Genomic DNA, 25,771 nt, shown 5'->3' with positions numbered 1-25,771 from the left:
GTTTACCCGCTCCGTACTACCTGCGTTCGGCCAGCGTGGTTTAACGGGGCGCCTAAGATCAAAATCAAAAGCAGATCAAGAACACAGCGGCCTACAGGCCGGCTTGAGTGGTGTGAAGCAAAAGCAAAATCAAAATCTAAAGCGGGCACGGTCACCTGTAGGAGCTGGCTTGCCAGCGATGGCATCAAATGGGTCTGCCTGATGCACTGAGGTGTCTGCATCGCCGGCAAGCCAGCTCCTACAAAAAAGCCGCTCTTGCCTTTGCTCCTACCACTCAAGCCGGCCTGTAGGCCGCTGTGCTGTAGATTTTGATCTTGATCTGACTGCCCCAATAAGCCCGAGGCCGAACGCAGGGATTGAGGAGCGGGTAAACCGGCAGGACGCCGGTTTAGCCGCGACGGGCCAGGGACGGGCCGTCGCGGCGGCCCGCGGAGCAATGCCGGAGTGAGGGAACGCCGAGCCACAGCGAGGCGCCGACAGGCGGGGCAGAGCCCTTTGGTTACTTTGGGGCTTTTCCAAAGTGACCCGCTGTAAGAGCGGAACCCTAAGTGGCCGTTACCGCAGAAACGGATATGTACACTCACAAAACCCGCTCCCCAACAAAAACCCCATCCCGCCACCAAGCCGCCAAACTCAACACATTCGGCGCCTTGAGCAGCGAAAAATGATTCCCGGGCCCATACCAAACCTCCAACCCCCCAACATGCCCGCGCCACCCCTCAACCATCAACCCCTGCTCCCGCAGATTCCCCGCCGCATCCAGGGTCGGATCCTCCGCCAACACCAGCCGCACCGGCCCGTCATACCGCCGGACAGGCCGATAAACCGTACGCAACGCCGAGGCATACGTCCGCGCCGGCCCATCCATCGCGTCCACCGAAGACCGCGCCGGCAACAGCCCAACCCCGACCATCCCCCCATGCAACAACCGCCGCTGCTCCACTTCATCGCGCCCGGCAAAATCCACCGCATCAATCCCCAGCGACTTACCCGACGCGATCTGCATCGACTCCACCAACCGCAACAACGCCGCCGTCGTGGTATAGGGCCTGCCCACCACCCCATTTCCCCCGGGCGCCTCGCTGTCGATCAACGTCAACGACGCCACCTCACGCCCCTGGGCCTGCAACCGTGTGGCCATCTCAAACACCACCCAACCGCCAAACGAATGCCCGACCAAATGCACCGGCCCCTGCGGGCACTCCTGCTCCAGCGCCTGCAAATAACAACGCGCCGCCGCCTCGACCTGGCTGTGAGGCACCGCCTCCCCATCCAACCCGCGCGGCTGCAAACCAAAGACCGGCCAGTCCCGGCCCAACGCCTCGGTCAGGCCCACAAACCCGGTCACGCTGTCCCCCGCTCCCGGCACGCAGAAGATCGGTGCCTGCCCGGTGCGCCCGCCCTGGATCCGCAACAACGGCTGGTGCACCACCACACCCGGTGCCTCACTCAACGCCAGGGCCTCGCCCAACGCCTGCCCCAGCGCCTGGATATGCGGCGCCTGCATCATGCTCTGGTGATCCCCCGGTACCTCAATGCGGCGCAATTGGCCCACGGCCAGCGCCTGATCCCAACCCAGATCCAGGCTGCGCCGCGACAGTTCCGTCGGCCGCTCGGCAGCGCTGAACAGGTGCACCGCCAGTGACATCGGGAACAGGCTGTAATGCGCCAACGCATGCCCGTGCCCGACTTCCCGCTCGATAAAATTCAATAGATCCGCGTCCGTTGCCGCCGCCATCTGCGCGTACAGCAGATGCCGATCGCGGCAACGTTGCAGCAAGCCCGCAAAGTCCAGCTGTCCAATTTCCGCGTCCAGTTGCCCAAGGCTCGCCAGTTCATCCACACCTCCCTGTGCCTTCCAATACGCCGTGCACTGCAGCAGCAAATGCCGCTTGAGGGCATCCGGCCCGGCCCAGCGCGCTTTGCCCTGGTCGGTCATGCGCGGCACATAGCTGTCGATCAACCCAAGGAACGCCACCGGCTCGTCCAGCCCCTGCAGTTGCATCGCCACTTCATAGGCCAACACCCCGCCGAACGACCAACCCGCCAGGCGATACGGCCCATGGGGTTGCACCGAACGAATGATCCCCACCAGCCGCGCCGCCAGCCCTTCCATGGTCTGCAACTGCGCCTCGCCAAGGGGCGCGCCGGGCAAGCCGTAGATCGGGTAGTCACCCGGAAGATGCCGACCCAGCGCCGGGAAGTACACGTCCATGCCGCTGAACTCATGCACCAGGAACAACGGTGGCTGGCTGCCGCCGGCGCGCACGGTGATCAGCGCGCTGTCCTGCGCCCACACTGTGCGCTGGCCGAGCATCGAGGCCACCGAGGCCACGCTGGCATGCTGGAACAGCTCTGCCAGCGACACCGCCAGCCCCGCCTCTTCCATCAGGCTGACCAGCCGAATCGCCAGCAACGAATGCCCACCCAGCTCAAAGAAACTGTCATGCCGACCGACCTGTTCCAGCCTCAACACCTCGGCCCAGAGTCGGGCCAGGGTCTGCTCCAGCTCATTCGCCGGGGCTTCGAATACGCGGCTGGCCAGCGCCTCCAGCGCGGGCACCGGCAGGGCCTTGCGGTCGACTTTGCCGTTGGCCGTCAGCGGCATTTTTTCCAACGCGACATAGGCCGACGGCACCATGTAGTCCGGCAAGTGCTGCAGCAGGTGGCTGCGCAGCACATCGATGGCCTGCGGCTCGCCGGTGTAATACGCCACCAGGCGCTTGTCCCCCGGTTCATCCTCCCGCGCCAGCACCACCACCTCCTTGATGCCCACGCAGGTCGCCAGGCGTGCTTCGATTTCGCCCAACTCGATGCGGAAACCACGGATTTTCACCTGGTCGTCGTTACGCCCGATGCACTCCAGCAGCCCGTCCGTCGACCAGCGCCCCAGGTCACCGGTGCGGTACAGCAAACCCTCGCCAAACGGGTCATCGACAAACTTTTCGGCCGTCAGCTCAGGCCGGTTCAGGTACCCCTTGGCCACGCCGTGCCCACCGATGCAGATTTCCCCGGCCACACCCAGCGGTACCGGCTGCAAGTGCGCATCCAGTACATGGATTTGCGTATTGGAAATCGGCCGGCCTATGGGCACGCTTTCGGCATCGGCGGCGAGGGCCTGCACTTCATACGTGGTGGCGTAGGTGGTGGTTTCCGTCGGCCCGTAGCAGTGCACCAGACGCACCGCCGGCGCCTGGGCCAGCAAGCTGCGGAACGCCGCCGGGTCAGCCCGCTCGCCGCCACACAAGAGGATGCGCAGCCCGGCCAGGGCGTCGGGAATCAGCTGCACGTACTGGTTGAACAGCGCGGTGGTGACGAACAGGATCGTCGCCCCGCCCGCCTTCAGCGCGCGACCAAAAGCGCCTGGATCGAGCAGCGTGGCATGGTCGATCACCCGCACCTGGCCGCCGTTGAGCAAGGGCCCCCACACGTCCATGGTGCTCGCGTCGAACGCCGGGTTGGAGGCGAACGCCACACGGTCATGGGCGTTGAAATCGGCGTAGCCGTTATTGATCACCAGCCGCGTGATGCCCCGGTGTGGCACCAGCACGCCTTTGGGGGTGCCGGTGGAACCGGAGGTGTACATGATGTACGCCACGCGCTCAGAGGACTGTGACAGGTCGGGGTTGTGGCTCGGTTGCGGGTCCAGCGCCAGGGTGTCGAGGTCGATACGCCGTGCCGGGTAATCAATGGACTCACGGCTGTGGGTCAACAGCCAGACCGCGCCGCTGTCCTGCACCATAAACGCCTGGCGTTCGGCCGGGGCGTTGATGTCCAGCGGCACATAGGCGGCTGCGCACTTGAGGATCGCCAGTTGGCTGAGCAGCAGGTCAACCGAGCGCGGCAGCAGCAGGGCCACGTGGTCGCCGGGCTGCACGCCCTGGGTGCGCAGGTGATGGGCCAACTGATTGGCGCGGGTGTTGAGCGCGCCGTAACTCAAGGCGTGCTCGCCATGCACCACGGCGATGGCGTTCGGGCGCGCCTGGGCCTGGGCTTCGAACAAGCGTTGAACGGTGTGCTCGTGAGGGCATTCACGTTGGGTGGCATTGAATGCCACCCGCAGCTTTTCCTGCTCCGACGACGGCAGAATCGACAGTTGGCTGATCGCACCCACGGCGTTCTGTTCCAGGGCCTGCACCAGCTGTTCCAGGGCGACATGCAGGTACTCACAGAGGCGTGGCGCGCCCTGCCCCATCGCGTCAAAGGCAAACCCGTCGCCCAGGTCATCCACACTCAGCGACAGTGCAAAGTTGGTACGTTCCTCGGCCTTGAGCACTTGCATGCCCTGCCAGGCCTCGGCCTCACCGCCGGCGTGCGGTGCACTGTGGCGATAGTTGAACAGCACGCTGAACAGCGGCGTATTGGCCGGCAGCGCGCTGCAACGCTGGGCCAGGGTCAACGGCGCATGTTCGTGACTGAGCAGTTGGGTCAGGCTCGCGTGGGTCGCCATCAGCGCCGATTGCACGCGGCGCTCACCCAGATCGACCCGCAGCGGCAGGGTGTTGATGAACACCCCCAGCGCGCGTTCGGCCCCTTCACCCCCCTGTAACCGGCCCAGCAATACCGTGCCGAACACCACCTGCTCGCGCCCGGAAACCTTGCCCAACACCTGAGCCCAGGCCAGGTGCATCAGGCTCGCAGCACTCACCCCCAGATGACGCACCAAAGTACGCAGGCGCTGGCTCAACAGCGAGTCGACGCTCAGGCGTGCATGCTTCGGTTCATCCGCGGCGTTGAGTGGCAAGGTCGGTTCATCAATATCACCGAGCATTTCGCGGAAGAACGCTTCGTGCTCTTCCTCACGCATGCCCAGTCGCGTCTGCGCCACATAGTTGCGATACGGCACCGCCGCCCCCAGCTGCTCGCACCGGCCCAGCAAGCAGGCTTGCATTTCGTGCTGCAGCACTTCCAGGGCAACGTGGTCCATCACCACATGATGGAACAGCAACAACGCGACCACCCGTTGGTTGGCCGGGTCCTCGGCGTACACCAGGCGTATCAACGGTGCCTGGGCCAGGTCCAGCCGATGCTGAGCGAAGCGCTCCTGCAAATGCCCCAGCACATCGCCCGCCGCGTCAATCGCCTCGACCTGCAACGACGCCTGGCGCCATACCACTTGCACCGGTTCTTCCAGCCCGTCCCAGTGCATCGACGAGCGCAAGATGTCCTGGCGCTGGATCACCGCCTGCAACGCCTGGGCAAACGCTTCAAGGCGCTCGACGCTGGCAAAGGCGAACTGCGCCTGCAACAGGTACGCATCGCCCTGCTGCACTGCGCGGTGGTGGTACAGGATCCCGGCCTGCAACGGCGCAAGCGGGTAGATGTCCTGTACGTTGGCCGCGCCGCCGGGAATGCTCGCCACCAGGCGGTCGATGGCGGGTTGTTCCAGGCTCACCAGCGTCAGCATCTGCGGGGTGATCCGCGTGCAATCCGCCGTAATGCCATTGGCTGGCACCGCCACTTCACGGCCACCGCCCACCGCAGCGGCCAACGCCGCCAGCGTAGGCTGACCAAACAACACCTTCACATCCGCCGACAGCCCGGCCCGGCGCATGCGGCCGATCAGGCTGGCGGCCAGCAGCGAGTGGCCGCCGAGTTCGAAGAAGTTATCGTGACGGCCCACCCGCTCCACCTTGAGCAAGTCCGCCCACAGGCCGGCCAGGGTGATTTCGGTCTCGCCCACCGGCGCCACGTACTCCCGGGCGATCACCGACTCCAGGCCCGGCGCCGGCAGTGCCTTGCGGTCGAGCTTGCCATTGGGGCTCAGCGGCAAGGCATCCAGGTGCATGAAGGTCGCCGGCACCATGTAGTCCGGCAGGTGTTCCAGCAGGTGGCTGCGCAGGGCGTCGATGTCGGCCTGCACGCCGGTGTAGTACGCCACCAGGCGTGAATCCCGGGCCACCACCGCGGCTTCGTGGAGTTGCGGGTATTGCAGCAGTCGCGCCTGGATCTCGCCCAGTTCGATGCGCAAGCCACGGATTTTTACCTGGTCATCATTGCGGCCCAGGTACTCGATGGCGCCGTCGGGCAAATAGCGCCCGACGTCGCCAGTGCGGTACATCCGGCCGGCACTGAACGGGTCTTTGAGGAAGCGTTCGGCGGTGAGTTCGGGACGGTGCAGGTAACCCCGCGCCACTTGCACACCGCCGATAAACAACTCGCCCACCACGCCCAATGGCACCGGCTGCATCTGCCCGTCCAGCAGGTACATGCGGGTGTTGGCAATCGGTTTGCCGATGGGGGTGTTGTCCGGTGTAACGGGCCCGGTGCAGTCCCACGCCGTCACGTCCACTGCCGCTTCAGTCGGGCCGTAGAGGTTGTACAAACCGATGCCGGGCAACTGCTGTTTAAAGCGGCGCACCAGGCTGCCGGGCAAGGCTTCACCGCTGCACATCACCCGCACCAGCCCGGCACTCTGGCTGACATCACCGTGGGCCAGGAACACGTCGAGCATCGACGGCACAAAGTGCAGCGTGGTGATCTGCTCCGCCTCGATCACCTCACACAGGTAAGCCGGGTCTTTATGCCCGCCAGGGCGCGCCATCACCAATCGGGCGCCGGTGAACAGCGGCCAGAAGAATTCCCACACCGACACGTCAAAGCTGAACGGGGTTTTCTGCAACACCGCGTCCTGCGCGGTGAGCCCGTACTCGTCCTGCATCCACAGCAAACGGTTGACCACCCCGCCATGCTCGTTGATCACGCCCTTGGGCAGGCCCGTGGAGCCGGAGGTGTAGATCACGTAAGCCTGATGCTGCGCGGTCAATCCGTCGACCTGCGGGTTGGTCACCGGCTGTTGCTGCCAGGTGGTCCGGTCCAGGTCCACCACGGGCACCGTCACCTCACCCAGCAGCGAACGGGTGTTGCCCTGCACCAGCACGGCGGCCGGGGCGCTGTCCTTGAGCATGTAGGCGATACGTTCCAGCGGGTACGCCGGGTCCAGCGGCACATAACCACCGCCCGCCTTGAGAATCGCGAACAGCCCGATGACCATCTCCAGGCCGCGTTCGACGCAGATCGCCACCCGCGAATCCGGCTGTACGCCCAGCTCGCGCAGGTGATGGGCCAGCTGATTGGCGCGCTGATTCAGCTCGCGATAGCTCAGGCAGCGGGTGCCCGCCTTCACCGCCAGCGCATCGGGCGTGCGCTCCACCTGGGCTTCGAACATACCGTGCAGGGTCTGGTCGAGGTTGTAATTCACGGCGGTGTCGTTGAAGTCGAACAACAGGTGCTCGCGCTCCTGATCCTCCAGCAAATCCGCGTGCTCCAGCACCGCCTGATCGTTATCGACCATCGCCTGCAGCACACGGGTGAAGTAGCCGACATAACGCTGCATCGTCGACTCATCAAACAACGCGATCGCGTACTCCAGCGTGCCGCGGATTTCGCCCCGGGCCTCGCCGAGGTTCAGGGACAGGTCGAACTTGGCAAAGTGGCTGTCCTCCACGATCCCTTCAAGACTCAAATCGCCGAGGGCCAGTACCGGCGCGTCGCTGTCCTGCCAGGTCAACATCGTCTGGAACAGCGGGCTATGGGCCAGGCTGCGCAGCGGCCGGGTGATTTCCACCACCTGTTCAAACGGCAAGTCCTGATGGGCCTGGGCGTCCAGGGTCAGCGCCTTGACCCGCGCCAGCAGCGCCTCGGCACTCAGCTCGCCCGAGGTATCAATACGCACGGCCAGGGTGTTGACGAACAGCCCGATCAAACCTTCCACCTCGGCCCGCTGGCGGTTGGCGACCGGCGAGCCGATCACCACTTCCTGCTGCCCGGCGAGCCGCGCCAGCAACGAGGCCCACGCGGTCATCATCACCCTGTACAGCGTGGTGCCATGGCGCTGACTCAGGGCCTTGAGCCCGGCGGTCAGGCGTTCATCCAGGCGCACCTCGACAGTGCTGCCGGCGTAATCCTGCTGGGCCGGACGCGGACGGTCGGTGGGCAACATCAACAAGGCCGGCGCACCGGCCAGGGTCTGTTGCCAGTAGCTGCTTTGGCGGTGCAGCACTTCGCCGCTGAGCCACAGGCGCTGCCATACGGCGAAGTCGCTGTACTGGATCGGCAACGGCGGCAACGGGTCGGCTTCACCGCGACTGAAGGCCTGATACAACGCCATCAGCTCGCGCGTCAGTACGCCCATGGACCAGCCATCGGACACGATATGGTGGATTGTCAGCAGCAACACGTGATGATCGTCCGCCATGATCACCAGGCGCCCACGCAGCAGCGGGCCGCGTTGCAGGTCGAACGGTGCCGAGGCTTCGCCCTGGATCAACGCGTCCAGCACTTGTTGCGCTTCGGGGTGACGACGCAGGTCCTGCACTTGCAGGGGCATCACCTCTTCAGGCGGCACGATCAGCACCTGGGCGTCATCGTCCTGCTGGGCGAAACGGCTGCGCAAGGTCTCATGCCGCGCGACGATCCGCGCCAAAGCCCGTTGCAGCGCCTCGACATGCAACTGCCCGCGCAGGCGCAGGCCAATGGGGATGTTGTAGGCGGTGTTGGCCCCTTCCATCAGCGCCAGAAACCACAGGCGTTGCTGGGCAAACGACAACGGCAGGACCGTGTCGCGAGGTGCCGGCAGGATATCCGGCAAAGTGCTGCGCCCGGACTGGGCCAAGACCTGCGCGACCGCTGCCAGCTCGGGATTGGCGAACAACTCGCCCAGCGCCAGGTCGACTCCCAGTTGCTGACGCACCTGGGACACCATGCGCATGGCCAACAACGAATGGCCGCCCAGTTCGAAGAAATGATCCTGGCGCCCGACGCGCTGCACCTGCAGCACCTCGGCCCAGATCTGCGCGAGGACGGTTTCGATGTCGCCGTGGGGCGCCTCGTATTCGCGGGTGAAGACGGCAGCCAGGTCCGGTTTTGGCAAGGCCTTGCGGTCCAGCTTGCCGTTGGCGGTCAGGGGCAATGCGTCGAGTTTTACGTAGGCCACCGGGACCATGTAATCCGGCAAGTGCGCCACCAGATGGGCACGAATCTCGCCCACCTCAAGGGCCTCGAACTGCGGATTTTCGGTGAAGTAAGCCACCAGCCGTGGCTGGCCGGGTTGGTCTTCACGGGCCAGTACCACCACTTCCTGGAGACCGGGCAACTGGTTGAGGCGGGTTTCGATCTCCCCCAGCTCGATGCGCACACCACGGATTTTCACCTGGTCGTCGTTGCGGCCCAGGTACTCGATATTGCCGTCCGGCAACCAGCGCGCAAGGTCGCCGGTGCGGTACAGGCGGCCCGGGCTGAACGGGTCATCCAGAAAGCGTTCGGCAGTCATCTCAGGGCGGTTGAGGTAACCCCGCGCCACGCCCTTGCCGCCCACATACAGCTCACCGGCCACCCCCAGCGGCACCGGGCGCTGCTGTTCGTCCAGCAGGTAAACCGTGGCATTGGCGACGGGTTTGCCGATGTGCAACGGCTGCCCGGGCTCGATCCGGCCGGAGGTGGCAACCACCGTGGCTTCGGTGGGGCCGTAGTTGTTGATCACCTCGAAACGCTGGGCCCGGGTGAACTGGCGCAGGCGGTCGCCACCAATCAGCAAGGTGCGCAGGGTCGGGTGTTCGATGTTCTGGCTGAACGCGTATTCGGCCACCGGTGTGGGCAGGAAGCACACGTCCAGCGGTTGCGCGCGCCACCAGTCCAGCAGCGCGTCGATGTCTTCGGCGCCGTCGTGGGCCGGCGGCAGGTGCAAGGTCGCGCCCACACACAAGGCCGGCCAGACTTCCCAGGCCATCGCGTCAAAACCGAACCCGGCGACGCTGGCGGTATGCCGGCCTGCACACAGGTCAAACGCGCTGCAATGCCAGTCCACCAGGTTGGCCACCGTGTGGTGCTCCACCATCACGCCCTTGGGCAGGCCGGTGGAGCCGGAGGTGTAGATCACGTAGGCCAGGCTGGACGGCGTGACCGCAACGTGCGGGTTGCTGGCCGAATGGTGATGCCAGGTGAAGCGGTCCAGGTTGATCACCGGCACGTCGAGCGCGGGCAGGCGTTCCAGCAGTGCCTGCTGGGTCAGCACCGCGACCGGCGCGCTGTCGTTAAGCAGGTAGCTCAGGCGCTCGGCCGGATGCGATGGATCCACCGGCACGTAGCAGGCGCCGGACTTGAGGATCGCCAGCAACCCGGCCAGGGTGTCCAGCCCGCGCCGGGCCACGATGGCCACGCGGTCGTCGGGTTTCACCCCCAGTGCCAGCAGATGATGGGCCAGCAGGTTGGCTTGTTGATTCAGTTCGGCGTAGGTCAGCTGGCGGCCTTCATACACCGCAGCCACCGCGTCCGGGGTCCGCAGGGTTTGCGCTTCGATGCGCCCGTGCAGGGTGGTGCCCTGAGGAAAGTCGACGGCTGTGGCGTTGAGCTGCTCCAGCAAGTGCCGCCGCTCGGACTCGGGTAACACCGACAGGCGGTTCAGAGGGGTGGCGGGCGCCTGTTCCAGCGCCTGCACCAGGTTTTCCAAAGCGGTTTGCAGATAACCGCACACCCGCTGCGGATCAACCTGGGTGCTCGCCAGCAAGCGCAGGATAAAACCGTCCCCCACATCATCCACACTCAGGGTCAACGGATAGTTGGTGCGCTCCTCGGAGCTTAAAATCTCGATGCCTTGCCACGCTGGCTGCGCTTCAGTGCTGGTGCCCGCGCCGCTGTGGCGGTAGTTGAGCAACGCACTGAACAGCGGCGTCGGCGCGGCCACGCCACTGCAACGCTGGGCCAGGGCCAGGGCGGCATGCTCATGACGCAGCAAAGTGGTCAGCCGGGCGTGGGTGGCCTTGACCCCGGCGCGCACATCCTCGGTGCCGACATCCACCCGGAACGGCAAGGTATTGATAAAAATCCCCAGGGCCCGGTCCGTGGCATGACCGCCCTGCATACGGCCCATCAGCACCGTACCGAACACCACCTGCGCCTTGCCTGCCAAGGCGCTCAACACCTGTGCCCAGCCCACATGGAACAGGCTGGCGGCGCTGACCCCCAACTGGCGCGCCTGGGCCCGCAGTTGCTGGTTGAGCACCGGCGGCAACGGCCAGTCGACTTCGGCAATATCCTGGCCGTCGCCCTGCACATCCTGCAAGCCAAACGGCAGGGTCGGCTCGGTGATGTCGCCGAGCATCTCGCGAAAGAACGCTTCATGCTGCTGTTCAGTGATCCCCAGGCGCGCCTGGGCCACGTAGTTGCGAAACGGCACCGCGTGGCCCAACTGATCCTCGCGGCCCTGCAAGTACGCCTGCATTTCGTGACGCACCACGTCCAGCGCGCTATGGTCCAGGGCCATGTGGTGGAACAACAGCAAGGCGACCATGCGCTGGCGGGCTGCGTCCCACGCACCGACCAGCCGCACCAGCGGTGCACGGGTAACGTCCAGGCGGTAATGCCGGCCATCAAACAGTGCATGCAACTGGGCCGCGATATCACCGTCGGCAGGGTTCAGCTCTATCACCTGCACGGGCAATCGGGCCGTACGCCACACCACTTGCGAGGGTTCCTCCAGACCTTCCCAGATCACGGCGGTGCGCAGGATATCGTGGCGGTCCATCACGCCCTGCAACGCCTGGGCAAACCCCTTGAAACGCTCAAGGCTGTCGAAGGCGAACTGCGACTGCATGATGTACGGGTCGCCGTGCCCGGCACTCACATGGTGATAAAGAATGCCTTCCTGCAGCGGCGCCAGCGGGTAGATGTCTTGCACGTTGGCGACGCCACCGTCGACGGTCTCGATGATCCGGTCGATCGAGGCCTGGCTCAGGCTCGACAGCGTCAGCATCGCGGGGGTAATTCGCTGGGCGCCCACGGGAATGCCATTGGCCGGCACCTCCACTTCACCGGCCTTGGTGGCCGAGTATTCGCCGGCCTGGATAAGCTCGATCAGCGCGGGCTTGTGTTCACGCAGCGAGGCCACCAGGGCCGGGTCGCTCAGGGCCTGTTTGTTGCCCTGCACCGACAGCTGGTCGCCCTTGAGCGCCAGTTGCACGTCCTTGGCCTTGAGTGTCGCCAACAGTTCGATGATGCTCACAGGACGATCTCCATTCGTTCGGTAATTGCGGCGTAGCCGGCCAGGGTTGGCTGTTCAAACAGGCCCCGCACATCGGCTTCCATGCCTTCCTGACGCAAGCGTCCAATCAAACTGACGGCCAGCAACGAGTGCCCGCCCAGTTCAAAAAAGTTGTCAAAGCGCCCTACCCGTTCCACCTTCAGCAGCTCGGCCCACAGCCGCGCCAGCAAGATTTCGGTGTCGCCCACCGGCGCCTCGTACTCACGCACGATCAGCGACTCCACACCCGGCGCCGGCAGCGCCTTGCGGTCGAGCTTGCCATTGGGGCTCAGGGGCAAGGCCTCCAGATGCACAAACACCGCCGGCACCATGTAATCCGGCAAGCGCGCCAGCAGGTGCGCCCGCAGGTGTTCGATATCGGCCTGCACCCCGGTGTAATACGCCACCAGCCGTTCGTCCCGGGCCAATACCGCCGCTTCGTTGACCTGCGGGTATTCGGTCAGGCGTGCCTGGATTTCCCCCAGTTCGATGCGCAGGCCACGGATTTTCACCTGGTCGTCGTTGCGGCCCAGGTACTCGATATTGCCGTCCGGCAGGTAGCGCCCGATGTCACCGGTGCGGTACAGGCGGCCGGCGCTGAACGGGTCCTTGAGGAAGCGTTCAGCCGTGAGCTCCGGGCGGTGCAGGTAGCCGCGGGCGACCTGGACGCCGCCGATGAACAGCTCGCCCACCACCCCCAATGGCACCGGCTGCAAGCGGGCGTCCAGCAGGTACATGCGGGTGTTGGCAATCGGCTTGCCGATGGGGGTGTTGTCGGGCACCACGGGCCTGGCGCAGTTCCACGCCGTCACGTCCACCGCCGCCTCCGTCGGGCCATAGAGGTTGTACAAACCGATCCCTGGCAGCTGCTGCTTGAAGCGGCGCACCAGGCTGCCCGGCAAGGCTTCACCGCTGCACATCACCCGCAGCAGCCCCGCGCCCTGGGAGACATCGCCATGGGCCAGGAACACATCGAGCATCGACGGCACGAAGTGCAAGGTGGTGATCTGTTCTGCCTCGATGACTTCGCACAGGTACGCCGGATCCTTGTGCCCGCCGGGACGCGCCATCACCAACCGCGCGCCGGTGAACAAGGGCCAGAAGAACTCCCACACCGACACGTCGAAACTGAACGGGGTTTTCTGCAAGACCGCGTCGCGGGCGGTCAGGCCGTAGGCGTCCTGCATCCACAGCAGGCGGTTGACCACCCCCGCGTGCTCGTTGATCACGCCCTTGGGCTGGCCGGTGGAGCCGGAGGTGTAGATCACGTAGGCCTGATGCTGCGCGGTCAACCCTGGAACCTGTGGGTTGGAAGCAGGCTGGTGCTGCCAGGTGTTCCGGCCCAGGTCCACCACGGGCACCGTCACCTCACCCAACAACGAGCGGGTGTCACCCTGCACCAGCACCGCCGCCGGGGCGCTGTCTTGCAGCATGTAGGCGATTCGCTCCAGCGGGTACGCCGGGTCCAGCGGCACATAACCGCCGCCCGCCTTGAGAATGGCGAACAGGCCGACGACCATCTCCAGGCCACGCTCGACGCAAATCGCCACCCGCGAATCGGGCTGCACGCCTTGATCACGCAGATGATGGGCCAACTGATTGGCCCGCTCGTTCAGCTCGCGATAGCTCAGGTGTTGGTCACCCGCCTTCACCGCCAGTGCATCGGGCGTGCGTTCAACCTGGGCTTCAAACAGGCCGTGAAGGGTTTGATCGAGGTTGTAGGCAACCTCGGTCGCATTGAACCCGGACAGCAGTTGCTCGCGCTCCTGCGGGCCCAGGATCGACAGCTGATCCAGCGGCCGTTGCGGGGCGCGCTCCAGCGCTTCGACCAAGCCGTGCAACGCCGCCTGCATGTAACCGCAGATCCGCTGCGCGCCGATCTGCGCGGGAGTCATCGCGGTCAACCGGAAACCGTCGCCCTGATCATCCACGTTCAGGGTCAGCGGGTAGTTGGTGCGTTCCTCGCTGGCCAGGGTTTCGATGCCCTGCCAGGCCGGCGATACCGGGGCTTGCTGGCTGTCGCTATGGCGATAGTTGAGCATGGCGCTGAACAACGGCAATGGCGCCGCCACACCGCTGCAACGCTGGGCCAGTGCCAGGGACGCATGCTCGTGCCCCAGCAACGTGGTCAGTCGGCCATGGGTGGCCTTTACCGCCGCACGCGCGCCGATGCCGCCGACGTCCACCCGCAATGGCAAGGTATTGATGAACATCCCCAGCGCCCGGTCGCTGCCTTTGCCGCCCTGCATCCGGCCCAGCAGCACCGTGCCAAACACCACGCTGGCCTGGCTCGACGTGCAGGCCAGGACCTGCGCCCAGGCCAGGTGGAACAGGCTGGCCGTGCTGACGCCGAGCAACCGCGCCTGAGCCCGCAGACGCCGGGTCAAGTCTGGCGATAACCCTTCACGGGCTTCCTCGATGGCACTGCCATCGCCCTGCACATCCTGAAGGCCGAAAGGCAGCGTCGGCTCATGGATGTCACCCAGCATCTCGCGGAAGAACGCTTCGTGCTCCTGCTCACTCACACCCAGGCGCGCCTGGGCCACGTAATTGCGGTACGGCGTGGCCACATCCGTGATGCCGGGCAGGCCCAGCAGGCTGGCTTGCATCTCGTGGCGCACGCCGTCCAGCGCCGTGTGGTCGAGGGCGATATGGTGGAACAGCAAGATAGCCACCACCCGCTGTTGCAGCGGGTCTTCGGCGTATACCAGGCGAACCAGCGGCGCCTCGGACATCGGTACACGGTAGTGGCGAGGATCAAACTGGCGATGCAACTGCGCGAGCACATCACCGGCGCCCACCTGTACCGCCTGCACCGACAGCCTGGCCTCACGCCACACCACTTGCAGCGGCTGTTGCAAACCTTCCCAGACCACGCCGGTACGCAAGATATCGTGGCGGTTGATCACCGACTGCAACGCCCGGGCAAACGCCTGCAAACGCTCGACACTGTCAAACGCCAGGTGCGATTGCAGCAGGTACGGATCGCCCTGCTGAGCACTGATGTGGTGATAGAAAATCCCTTCCTGCAACGGCGCCAGCGGATAGATGTCCTGCACATTGGCCGCACCACCCGGCACGCTGGCGACGATCTGGTCGATGGTTGGCTGATCAAGCGCCACCAGCGACAGCATCGACGGCGTGATGCGTTGGCAATCGGCCGGGATCGAATTCACCGGCACCACCACTTCCCGACCACTGCCCACGGCGGCTGCCAGGGCGGCCAGTGTCGGCTGGCTGAACAGCACCCGCACATCGGCGCTCAGCCCGACCTGGCGCATGCGCTCGATCAAACTCACCGCCAGCAACGAATGGCCGCCCAGTTCAAAGAAATGGTCATGGCGCCCGACCTGCTCCACCTGCAACACCTCGGCCCAGATCCGCGCCAAAGTGGTTTCGACTTCGCCGCTCGGTGCCTCGTAGTCCCGGCTGAGCATGGCGGCCTGATCCGGCGCCGGCAGGGCCTTGCGGTCGAGCTTGCCGTTGGCGGTCAGCGGCCAGCTGTCGAGTTTTACGTAGGCCACCGGCACCATCGCCTCGGGCAACTGGATATGTAGCTCGGCGCGCAGGGTTTCGATATCCAACGGAGTGTGTTCGGTGAACCAGGCCACCAACCGGCCGTCACGCACCAGCACCACGGCGTCCTTGACGCCATCGACGGCGGCCAGGCGGGTTTCGATTTCTCCCAGTTCGATGCGCACACCACGGACTTTTACCTGGTCATCGTTGCGGCCCAGGTACTCGATGTTGCCGTCCGGCAGCCAGCGCGCCAGGTCACCGGTGCGGTACATACGGCCCGGGTTGAACGGGTCGTCGAGGAAGCGCTCGGCGGTCATCTCCGGGCGGTTCAAGTACCCGCGGGCCACGCCGCTGCCGCCCACAAACAGCTCGCCGGCCACGCCCACCGGCACCGGGCGCTGTTGCTCATCGAGCAGGTACACCGTGGCATTGGCCATCGGCTTGCCGATGTGCAGCGCCTGGCCGGCGTGCACGCGGCCAGAGGTGGCGACCACCGTGGCTTCGGTGGGGCCGTAGTTGTTGATCACCGCAAAACGTCGCTCGACACTGAACTGGCGCAAGCGATCACCGCCGATCAACAGGGTGCGCAGGCTTGGGTGCTCCAGGTTCTGACTGAAGGCGTACTCGGCCACCGGCGTGGGCAGGAAGCTCACGTCCAGCGGCTGCGCCAGCCACCAGGCCAGCAGTTCGTCGATGTTTTCATTGCCCACATGGGCGGGGGGCAGGTGCAGGGTCGCGCCGATGCACAACGCCGGCCAGACTTCCCAGGCCATCGCGTCAAAACCGAACCCGGCCACGCTGCTGGTGTGGCTGTGGGCATGCAGGTCAAAGGCTTCGCAGTGCCAATGCACCAGGTTTTCCACGGTGCGATGCTCCACCATCACCCCTTTGGGCTGGCCGGTGGAGCCGGAGGTGTAGATCACGTAGGCGAGATTCGCCGGGGTCAGGCCGGCGACGTGGGGACGGGTCGCGTTGGCGTAAGTGCCGTGCAGGTCGACGATGGCGACATCACCGAGCACGCCACGGGTGCTCTCCTCGGCCAGTACCGCGACCGGGGCACTGTCTTGCAGCAGGTAAGCGATGCGCTCGGCCGGGTAAGCCGGGTCGACCGGTACGTAGGCGGCGCCCGCCTTGAGGATCGCCAGCAGGCCCACCAGCATCTGCGGGCCACGTCGGCAGCAGATCGCCACGCGATCGTCGGGCTGCACACCCAGTCCCAGCAGATGATGGGCCAGTTGGTTGGCGCGTTGGTCGAGGGCCTGATAGGTCAGTGGCTGGCCGTCCTGGATCAGCGCAATCGCGTGCGGCCGGCGTTCGGCCTGGGCTTCGAAGGCGCCGTGCAGGGTCTGCCCTTGCGGGTAGTTGCGCACGCTGGCGTTGAAGGTGCGAAGCAGCATTTCGCGTTCGGCGGCCGGCAGGACCGACAGCTGATTCAGCGGCATTTCCGGGGTTTGCTCAAGGGCGGCCACCAGTTGCTCCAGTGCGCTGTGCATGTAGTCGCACAAGCGCTGCGCACCGATGGACTCCAGGGCCAGCACCGTCAGGCCGAAGCCCGCGCCCAGGTCGTCCACGCTCAAGGTCAGCGGGTAGTTGCTGCGCTCTTCGCCGCCGAGCAACTGCACGCCTTCCCAGATACCCTGGCCGTCGCGGGCCATTTCACCCGGGGTGCTGTGGCGGTAGTTGAGCAAGGCGCTGAACAACGGCATCGAGGCGGGCACACCGCTGCAACGTTGGGCCAGCGCCAGGGATGCATGTTCATGGCCGAGCAGTGCGCTGAGCCGGGCATGGGTCGCCTTGACCCCGACGCGTACGGCACTGGCACCCACTTCCACCCGCAACGGCAAGGTGTTGATGAACATGCCCAACGCCCGGTCGGCGCCCTCGCCCGCTTGCATGCGGCCCATCAAGACGGTGCCAAACACCACGTCCTGACGGCCCGACACCCGCCCGAGCACCTGGGCCCACGCCAGGTGCATCACGCTCGCAGCGCTGACCCCCAGTTGCCGGGCCTGCTCGCGAACCCGCAGCGCCAATGCCGCGTCCACCGGCCGTTCGGCCTCTTCAATGTCCCGGCCATCGCCCTGCACATCCTGCACGCCAAAGGGCAGCGTGGGCGCGTCGATGTCGGCGAGCATTTCCCGGAAGAATTGTTCGTGCTCCTGAGCGCTGATACCCAGACGGGCCTGAGCCACGTAGGTACGAAACGGTGCCGCAACCGGCAATGCATCGGCCTGATTGAACAGGAACGCACGCATTTCCTGGCCGACCACTTCCATGGCGGTGTGGTCCAGCGCCAGGTGATGGAACAGCAGGATGGCTGCGACGCGTTGGTTGGCCGGGTCCTGCGCATAGACCATGCGCAGCAGCGGCGCCTGGGTGAGGTCCAGGCGATAGTGGCGGGCATCGAAGCGCGCATGCAGTTGTTCGATCACGTCGCCGTCGGCCGGGTCCAGCGCAACGTTCTGCACCACCAGCTCGGCATGGCGCCAGACCACTTGCACCGGGCTGTCCAGGCCTTCCCACACCACGGCGGTGCGCAGGATATCGTGGCGCGCCACGACCTTTTGCAGCGCGCCCATAAAGGCCTGCAAACGCTCGACGCTGTCAAACGCCATGCGCGATTGCAGCAAATAAGGGTCGCCCTGTTCGGCGCTGATGTGGTGGTAAAGAATGCCTTCCTGCAACGGTGCCAGCGGGTAGATGTCCTGCACATTGGCCGCGCCGCCGGGCACCGTGGCCACAATGCGCTCAATGGCCGGCTGGTCGAGCGTGACCAGGGTCAGCATCGACGGCGTGATGCGCTGGCAGTCCGGCGCAATCCCATTGGCCGGCACCGCAATTTCCCGTCCACTGCCCACCGCCGCGGCCAGGGCCGCCAGGCTTGGCTGGTTGAACAACACCCGTACATCCGCGCTCAGGCCGGCCTGGCGCATACGCTCGATCAGGCTCACCGCCAGCAAGGAATGGCCGCCGAGTTCAAAGAAGTGATCAAAGCGCCCGACGCGCTCAACCTTCAGTACGTCCTGCCAGATTTGCGCCAGCAGGGTTTCCACCTCGCCCTCGGGTGCTTCGAAACCACGGCTGAGCAGCGACGCCTGATCCGGCGCCGGCAAGCCCTTGCGGTCCAGCTTGCCATTCGCCGTCAGCGGCAACAGCTCCAGCCAGACATAGGCCGACGGCACCATGTAATCCGGCAGTCGGCTTTGCAGGTGTGCGCGCAACGCATCAATGCCCAACGGCGCCTGGGCGGTGTAGTAAGCCACCAGGCGTTTGTCGCCAGGCTCGTCTTCACGGGCCAGCACCACGGTGTCTTTCACGCCGGGAAAGCCCGCCAGGCTGCTTTCGATCTCACCGGGCTCGATCCGGAAACCACGGATTTTCAGTTGATGGTCATTGCGGCCCTGGTACAGCAAGGTGCCGTCCGCCTGCCAACTGGCCAGGTCGCCGGTGCGGTACAGCAGGCCATCGCCGAAAGGGTCGACGATAAATTTCTCGCCGGTCAGTTGCGGCTGATTCAGGTACCCCTTGGCCACGCCCGCCCCGCCGATGTACAGCTCGCCGACCACACCCAACGGCACCGGCTGCTGCCGCGCGTCCAGCACGTAGGCGCGGCTGTTGCCAATGGGGCGACCAATGGGAATGCCGCCCTTGCCCAGCGCCTTGATCTCGTACGTGGTGGAAAACGTCGTGGCTTCGGTGGGGCCGTAACCATTCAACAGGTGCTGCGGCGCGCCATGCTCAAGCACCCGGCCGATCACCTGCGGGTCGAGCACATCGCCGCCGACGATCAGGTAGCGCAACTGGCGGAACATCGGCATCAAGCCGTCGGCGTACTGATGGAACAGCCCGGCGGTCATCCACAACACGCTGACGGATTGCTCCTGCAGCAACGCGGCGAACGCGGCCTGGGACAGCAGCGTGGCGTGCTCGACCACCACCACGCAGCCACCATTGAGCAGCGGCGCCCACACATCGAGGGTGCTTGCATCGAACGCCGGGTTCGAGGCAAAGGCCACCCGGTCACGGTGATTGAAGTCGGCGTAGCCGTTGTTGATCACCAACCGGGTCACGGCGCGGTGCGGCACCTGCACGCCCTTGGGCGCGCCGGTAGAACCGGAGGTGTACATGATGTACGCGACGCTTTCGGCAGACTGGGCAAGGTTCGGGTTGTGCGTCGGCTGCGTGTCGAGGTTCAGCGCGGCGAGGTCATTCAGCACGTACCTGGCATGGCTGTCCTGCACCATGAAAGCCTGGCGCTCGTCCGGCGCATTGACGTCCAGCGGCACGTAGACCGCCGCACACTTGAGGGCCGCCAACTGGCTGACCAGCAAATCCATGGAGCGCGGCAACGCAATGACCACGCTGTCGCCGGGTTTTACGTCCTGATCGATCAGGTAGTGGGCCAGGCGATTGGCCCGCAGGTTGAGTTCGCGGTAGGTCAGTGACACGTGGCCGTGCACCACCGCCAGCGCGTCCGGACTGGTCAGGGCCTGGGCTTCGAAGATCCCGTGCACGGTGTGCGCAGCCGGGTAGGCACGGGCAGTGGCGTTGAAGTCCACCAGCACTTGATGCCGCTCGGCGGCGGGCAGGATCGACACGTGATGCAGCGGCGTGGTCGGCGCCTGTTGCAGCGCCGTCACCAGGTTGCGCAAGGCACTGAGCATGTAGTCGCCGACGCGTTGCACATCCACCTCGGCCACGCCTTGTACGGTCAGGGCGAAGCCTGTGCCCAGGTCATCCACGTTGAGCACCAGCGGGTAGTTGCTGCGCTCCTCGGAGCTGAGGATTTCGATCCCGGCGTCGGCGAACGGGCTGGCGCCCGGCGCTTCACCCGGCGCGCTGTGGCGGTAATTGAGCAAGGTGCTGAACAGCGGCAACGCACCGGACACGCCACTGCAACGCTGGGCCAGGGACAGGGACGCATGTTCGTGCCCCAGCAACTGCGCCAGCCGCGCATGGGTGGCACGTACGCCGGCCTGCACACCCACCGGGCCGACGCTGACCCGCAGCGGCAGGGTGTTGATGAACATCCCCAGCGCCCGGTCGGCGCCCTCGCCGCCTTGCATGCGGCCCAGCAGCACGGTGCCGAAGACCACATCGTCCTGGCCCGACACCTGGCCGAGCACGTGCGCCCACGCCAGGTGCACCAGGCTCGCGGCGCTCACACCCAACTGCCGCGCTTGCTCGCGCAGGCCCAGGCTGAGGGCCGGATCCAGCGGCACGTGCGCTTCCCGCACACCGCTGCCGTCACGGTTCACGTCCTGCAAGCCGAAGGCCAGGGTCGGCTCGTCGATATCGCCGAGCATCTCGCTGAAGAACGCCTCATGCTGCGCGGCGCTCACACCGAGGCGTGCCTGGGCCACGTAGTTGCGGTACTGCACGGCGTCCGGCAGTTGCTCGGTGTGGCCGGCAAGGCTCGCGCTCATTTCTTCCACCAGCACGTGCAGCGCGGTGTGGTCCAGCAAGATGTGGTGCAGCAGCAGGATGCCGACATGGCGGCCCTGATCCTCGGCGTAGGCAAAGCGCATCAGCGAGGCGCGGGACAGGTCAAGGCGGTAGTGGCGTGGGTCGAAGCGCTGTTGCAGTTGCGCGAGCACGTCGCTGGAAGGGTCGACCTCAATCTGCTCCACCACCAGCAGCGCCTGGCGCAACACCACCTGCACCGGCTCGTCCAGGCCTTCCCAGACAATGCCGGTGCGCAGGATGTCGTTGCGTTCGATCACGCTTTGCAGCGCACGGATAAACGCCTCGACCGGCTCCTGACCGTTGAAGCTGAACTGCACCTGCAATACGTAGGGATCGCCCTCGGTGGTCGCCAGGTGGTGATACAAAATGCCGGCCTGCAACGGGGCCAGACCGTAGATGTCCTGCACATTGCCGATACCGCCCGGGACACTGGCGACGATATGGTCGATGGCCGGTTGGTCCAGGTCCACCAGCGGCAGCATGTCCGGGGTGATGCGCTGGGTCGCTTCACTGATCAGGTTGGCAGGCACCTGCACTTCATGTTGCCCGCCTACCGCAGCGGCCAGCGCAGCCAACGTTGGCTGGCCGAACAGCACCCGCACATCGGCGCTCAGTTCCAGCTGGCGCATGCGTTCGATCAATTTGACCGCCAGCAGCGAATGGCCGCCCAGCTCGAAAAAGTTGTCCTGGCGCCCGACCCGGTCGACCTTCAGCAGGTCTTGCCACAGATTGGCAATCGCGGTTTCCACGCTGCCTTGTGGCGCTTCGTAACCACGACGGGCCAGGGCTTCGGCGTCGGGTGCCGGCAAGGCCTTGCGGTCGAGCTTGCCGTTGGTGGTGAGCGGGAACGTGTCCAGCAGCACGAAGGCGCTGGGTACCATGTACTCGGCCAGGGACTGCAGCAGATGATCCCGCAGTTCGGCGGCAGTGGGCGTGCGGCCCTGTTGGGCAATCACGTACGCCACCAGGCGCTGGTCGCCCGGCTCGTCTTCGCGGGCAATCACCACGGCTTCGCGCACGCCGTCACAGGTGGCCAGGCGCGCTTCGATCTCCCCCAGTTCGATACGGAAACCACGGATCTTCACCTGGTCATCGTTGCGCCCCAGGTACTCGACACTGCCGTCGGCCAGCAGGCGGCCGAGGTCACCGGTCTTGTACAGGCGCTGGCCGGTCGCCGGGTCCGCCAGAAAGCGCTCGGCGGTCAGTTCTTCGCGGTTGAGATACCCCCGCGCCACGCCGGCACCGCCGACGTACAACTCACCCACCACGCCCATCGGCACCGGCTCGCGGCGGGCGTCCAGCACATACAACTGCAAGTCGGGAATGCGCACGCCAATCGGACTCACGCCCACCAACTGTGCGTCCGCCGCCTCCAACGCACGGTAGGTCACGTGCACGGTGGTTTCAGTGATGCCGTACATGTTGACCAGGCGCGTACCGGCGTTGGTCACCCGGGCGTACCACGGCTTGAGAATGCCCGGCTCCAGGGCTTCACCGCCGAAAATCACCTGGCGCAACGAATGCAACTGCTGGCTGCGGCCCTGCGCCGCGATCAACTGGCGGAACGCACTCGGCGTCTGGTTGAGGATGCTCACTCCGGCTTCGCACAGCAGCGCATAGCACTCGTCCGGCGAGCGGCTGACCAGTTGCGGCACCACCAGCAACTGCCCGCCGTGCATCAACGCACCCCAGATTTCCCACACGGAGAAGTCGAAGGCAAACGAGTGAAACAGCGCCCAGGTGTCATTCGCGTTGAAGGTGAACCAGTGCTCGGTGGCGCTGAACAGCCGCGCGACGTTGCGGTGTTCGATCATCACGCCCTTGGGCAGGCCGGTAGAACCCGAGGTGTAGATCACATAGGCCAGGCTCGACGGGCTGAGCGCGACGTTGGGGTTAACGATGGGCTCGTGCTGCAGGCTGTTGAGATCAATCGGTGTGACGTCGCCCACCAGGTGGAGGGTATTGTCCTGCACCAGCACCGCCAACGGCGCGCTGTCTTGCAGGGTGTAGCGGATGCGGTCCAGCGGGTAGGCCGGATCGATCGGCACGTAGCCCGCGCCAGCCTTGAGAATACCCAACAGGCCGATGATCATTTCCAGGCCACGCTCGACACAGATCGCCACCCGGTCGTCGGGGCGAATGCCGTGCTTGAGCAGGCAGTGCGCGACCTGGTTGGCGCGCTCGTTCAGCTCACGGTAGCTCAGGCGTTCGTGCTCGAAACGCAGCGCGACGGCTTCGGGATGGCTGGCAGCATGGGCTTCGACTTGCTGGTGGATCAGGGCTGAATCGGCGTAGTCCCCGGTAACGGCGTTGAGGCCGTGCAGCAGGTGTTGGCGTTCGGCGGCGGGCAGGATACTCAGGCTGTGCAGCGGTGCGTCTGGCGTCTGTTCCAGAGCCAGCACCAGGTTTACCAGGGCGGTGTGCAGGTAATCGGCAACACGCGCGGCGCCGATGGAGGCGTCCACCATCACGGTGAAGGCAAAGCCCTCGCCCAGGTCATCGACGTTGACCGTCAGCGGGTAGTTGGTGCGCTCTTCGGCGCCCAGCACCTGGATGCCTTCGGCGATGTCGATCACGGCCTGAGTGTCCGAGGCATCGCTGTGACGATAGTTGAGGATCGCACTGAACAACGGCGTGGGTGCGGCCACACCGCTGCAACGTTGGGCCAGTGCCAGCGAGGCGTGTTCGTGGTTGAGCAATTCGGTCAGGCGCTTGTGGGTGGTTTGCACCCCGTCGCGCACGCTTTGCGCACCCACATCGACCCGTAGAGGCAAGGTGTTGATGAACATGCCCAGGGCCTGATCGGAGCCCTCGCCTGCGCCCATGCGCCCGAGCATCACACTGCCAAACACCACGGCTTCGCGGCCGGAGACCTTGCCCAGTACCTGGGCCAACGCCAGGTGCATCACACTGGCCGGGCTGACGCCCAACGGTCTTGCCTGGGCCCGCAGGCGACGGCTCAGATCGCTGTCGACGGCGATGCGGGTTTCATCGATGCCATGGCCATCGCCCTGCACATCCTGGAGACCGAACGGCAAGGTGGGCGCGTCGATGTCGGCGAGCATCTCGCGAAAGAATGCCTCGTGGGCCTGCTCACTGACACCGTGGCGGACCTGGGCGATGTAGTTGCGAAACGGCACCGGTGCGCCGGCCTGTTCGGTCTGCCCGGCGAGGTGCAGCTGGATCTCGCGGCGCACCACGTCGAGGGCGGTGTGGTCGAGGATGGTGTGGTGAAACAGCAGCATCGCGACCACCCGCTGGTTGCGCGGGTCTTCGGCAAACACCAGGCGCAGCAGCGGCGCCTGGCCGAGGTCCATGCGGTAATTACGGGCGTCGTAGCGGGCTTGCAGTTGGGTCAGTGCATCGCCGTCGAGATGGGCTTCTTCGCAGACCAGCGAGGCTTTGCGCCAGACCACCTGGAGGGGTTCGTCGAGGCGCTCCCAGGCCATCGAAGTGCGCAGGATATCGTGGCGGTCGATAACCCATTGCAGGGCCTCGGCGAAGGCTTCAAGACGGGCGCGGCTGTCGAACACGAACTGCGCGTGGAGCACGTAGGGGTCGCCCTGGTGGGCGGACAAGTGGTGATAGAGCATGCCTTCCTGGAGCGGGGCCAGGGGGTAAATGTCTTGCACATTTGCCGCACCGCCGGGGATGCCGGCGACGATGCGGTCGATGGCCGGCTGGTCGAGGTTGACCAGGGGCAGCATGGCCGGGGTGATGCGATAGGCCGGGCTGAGCCAGTCGCCGCCGTGTTGAGCGACGAGGTCGAGCAGTTGGGGTTTGTGGGCGATCAGTTGGTCCCATAGGGCGTCATCCAGCGCGTCGTCGTCACCCAGGATGATCAGGTCGCCGTCTTCCATTTGCAGGCGGATCGGGTGGGTGGAAAGAGCTGCCAATAATTTGCTGAACTGCATGGGGGTAACCTGCTTTTTTGAGTCGGATACGGTTGAGGAGAAAGTCCGTTTTCAGCTGTCGCGTAAGTGCCTGGGAGGCCCGGTTTAAAGCGCGGGCGCGGTCAAAGGCCGGGAGGCTTCCCGCAGGGTTGGGAAATTAGAGGATTCGGGGGGTGGGGGGTGACATGGGAAGCGGGGACAAAGGGGATGGCGTTGGGGAACTTTCGTATTTATTGGAGCGTGCATATCCGTTTTTTGGGTGATGGCTGATATCGGTTCCGCTCTTACAGCGGGTCACTTTTGAAAGGAGCCCAAAAGTAACCAAAAGGCTCTTGCCCCACCACTCGGCACCTCGCCTAGGCTCGGTGTGCCCTCACTCCGGCTTTGGAGCGTGGGCCGCCGCGATGGGCCATCCTTGGCCCAGCGCGGCTAACCCGGCGTCCTGCCGGGTTACCCACGCTCCAAAGCCTGCGTTCGGCCAGCGTGGTTTAACGGGGCGCCTAAGATCAAGATCAAAAGCAGATCAAGAGCACAGCGGCCTACAGGCCGGCTTGAGTGGTGTGAAGCAAAGGCAACATCAAGATCAAAATCTAAAGCGGGCACGGTCCAACTGTAGGAGCTGGCTTGCCTGCGATGGCATCGCCTCGGTGTACCTGAGAGACCGAGTTGTCTGCATCGCAGGCAAGCCAGCTCCCACAGAAAAGCAGAGCTGCATCAGTTTCAGATTTGGCTTTCGCTCTGGCTTTTGCTGTGGCTTCTACCACTCAAGCCGGCCTGTAGGCCGCTGTGCTCTTGCTTTTGATCTTGATCTGGCTCTGACTGCCCCAATAAGCCCGAGGCCGAACGCAGGGACGCCCCGTCGCGGCGGCCCGCGGAG

2 protein-coding genes are annotated in these 25,771 nt (G+C 65.2%); both read right to left on the bottom strand.

Going from position 1 to position 25,771, the window contains the following annotated elements:
* Nucleotides 1-580 precede the first annotated feature (580 nt).
* Complete coding sequence (locus tag P3C29_RS09370) at nucleotides 581-11,998, bottom strand: non-ribosomal peptide synthetase (RefSeq protein ID WP_275964375.1); 11,418 nt, start codon at nucleotides 11,996-11,998, stop codon at nucleotides 581-583.
* Nucleotides 11,995-24,915 carry a non-ribosomal peptide synthetase gene (locus P3C29_RS09365; RefSeq protein WP_275964374.1) on the bottom strand — a complete coding sequence of 4,307 codons (12,921 nt, stop codon included), beginning with the start codon at nucleotides 24,913-24,915 and terminating at the stop codon, nucleotides 11,995-11,997. The genes P3C29_RS09370 and P3C29_RS09365 overlap by 4 nt, the downstream gene beginning before the upstream one ends.
* Between the last annotated feature and the right edge of the window lie 856 nt (nucleotides 24,916-25,771).

This window comes from Pseudomonas sp. 1912-s, assembly GCF_029269205.1.
Taxonomy (GTDB): Bacteria; Pseudomonadota; Gammaproteobacteria; order Pseudomonadales; family Pseudomonadaceae; genus Aquipseudomonas.
Note: the sequence above shows the minus strand (reverse complement) of the source record. Positions and strands in the feature narration are given on the sequence as shown.

Bases quoted from the DNA above. Each gene is read 5' to 3' on its own strand.
- P3C29_RS09365 (WP_275964374.1), bottom strand. From the start codon at position 24,915: ATGCAGTTCAGCAAATTATTGGCAGCTCTTTCCACCCACCCGATCCGC.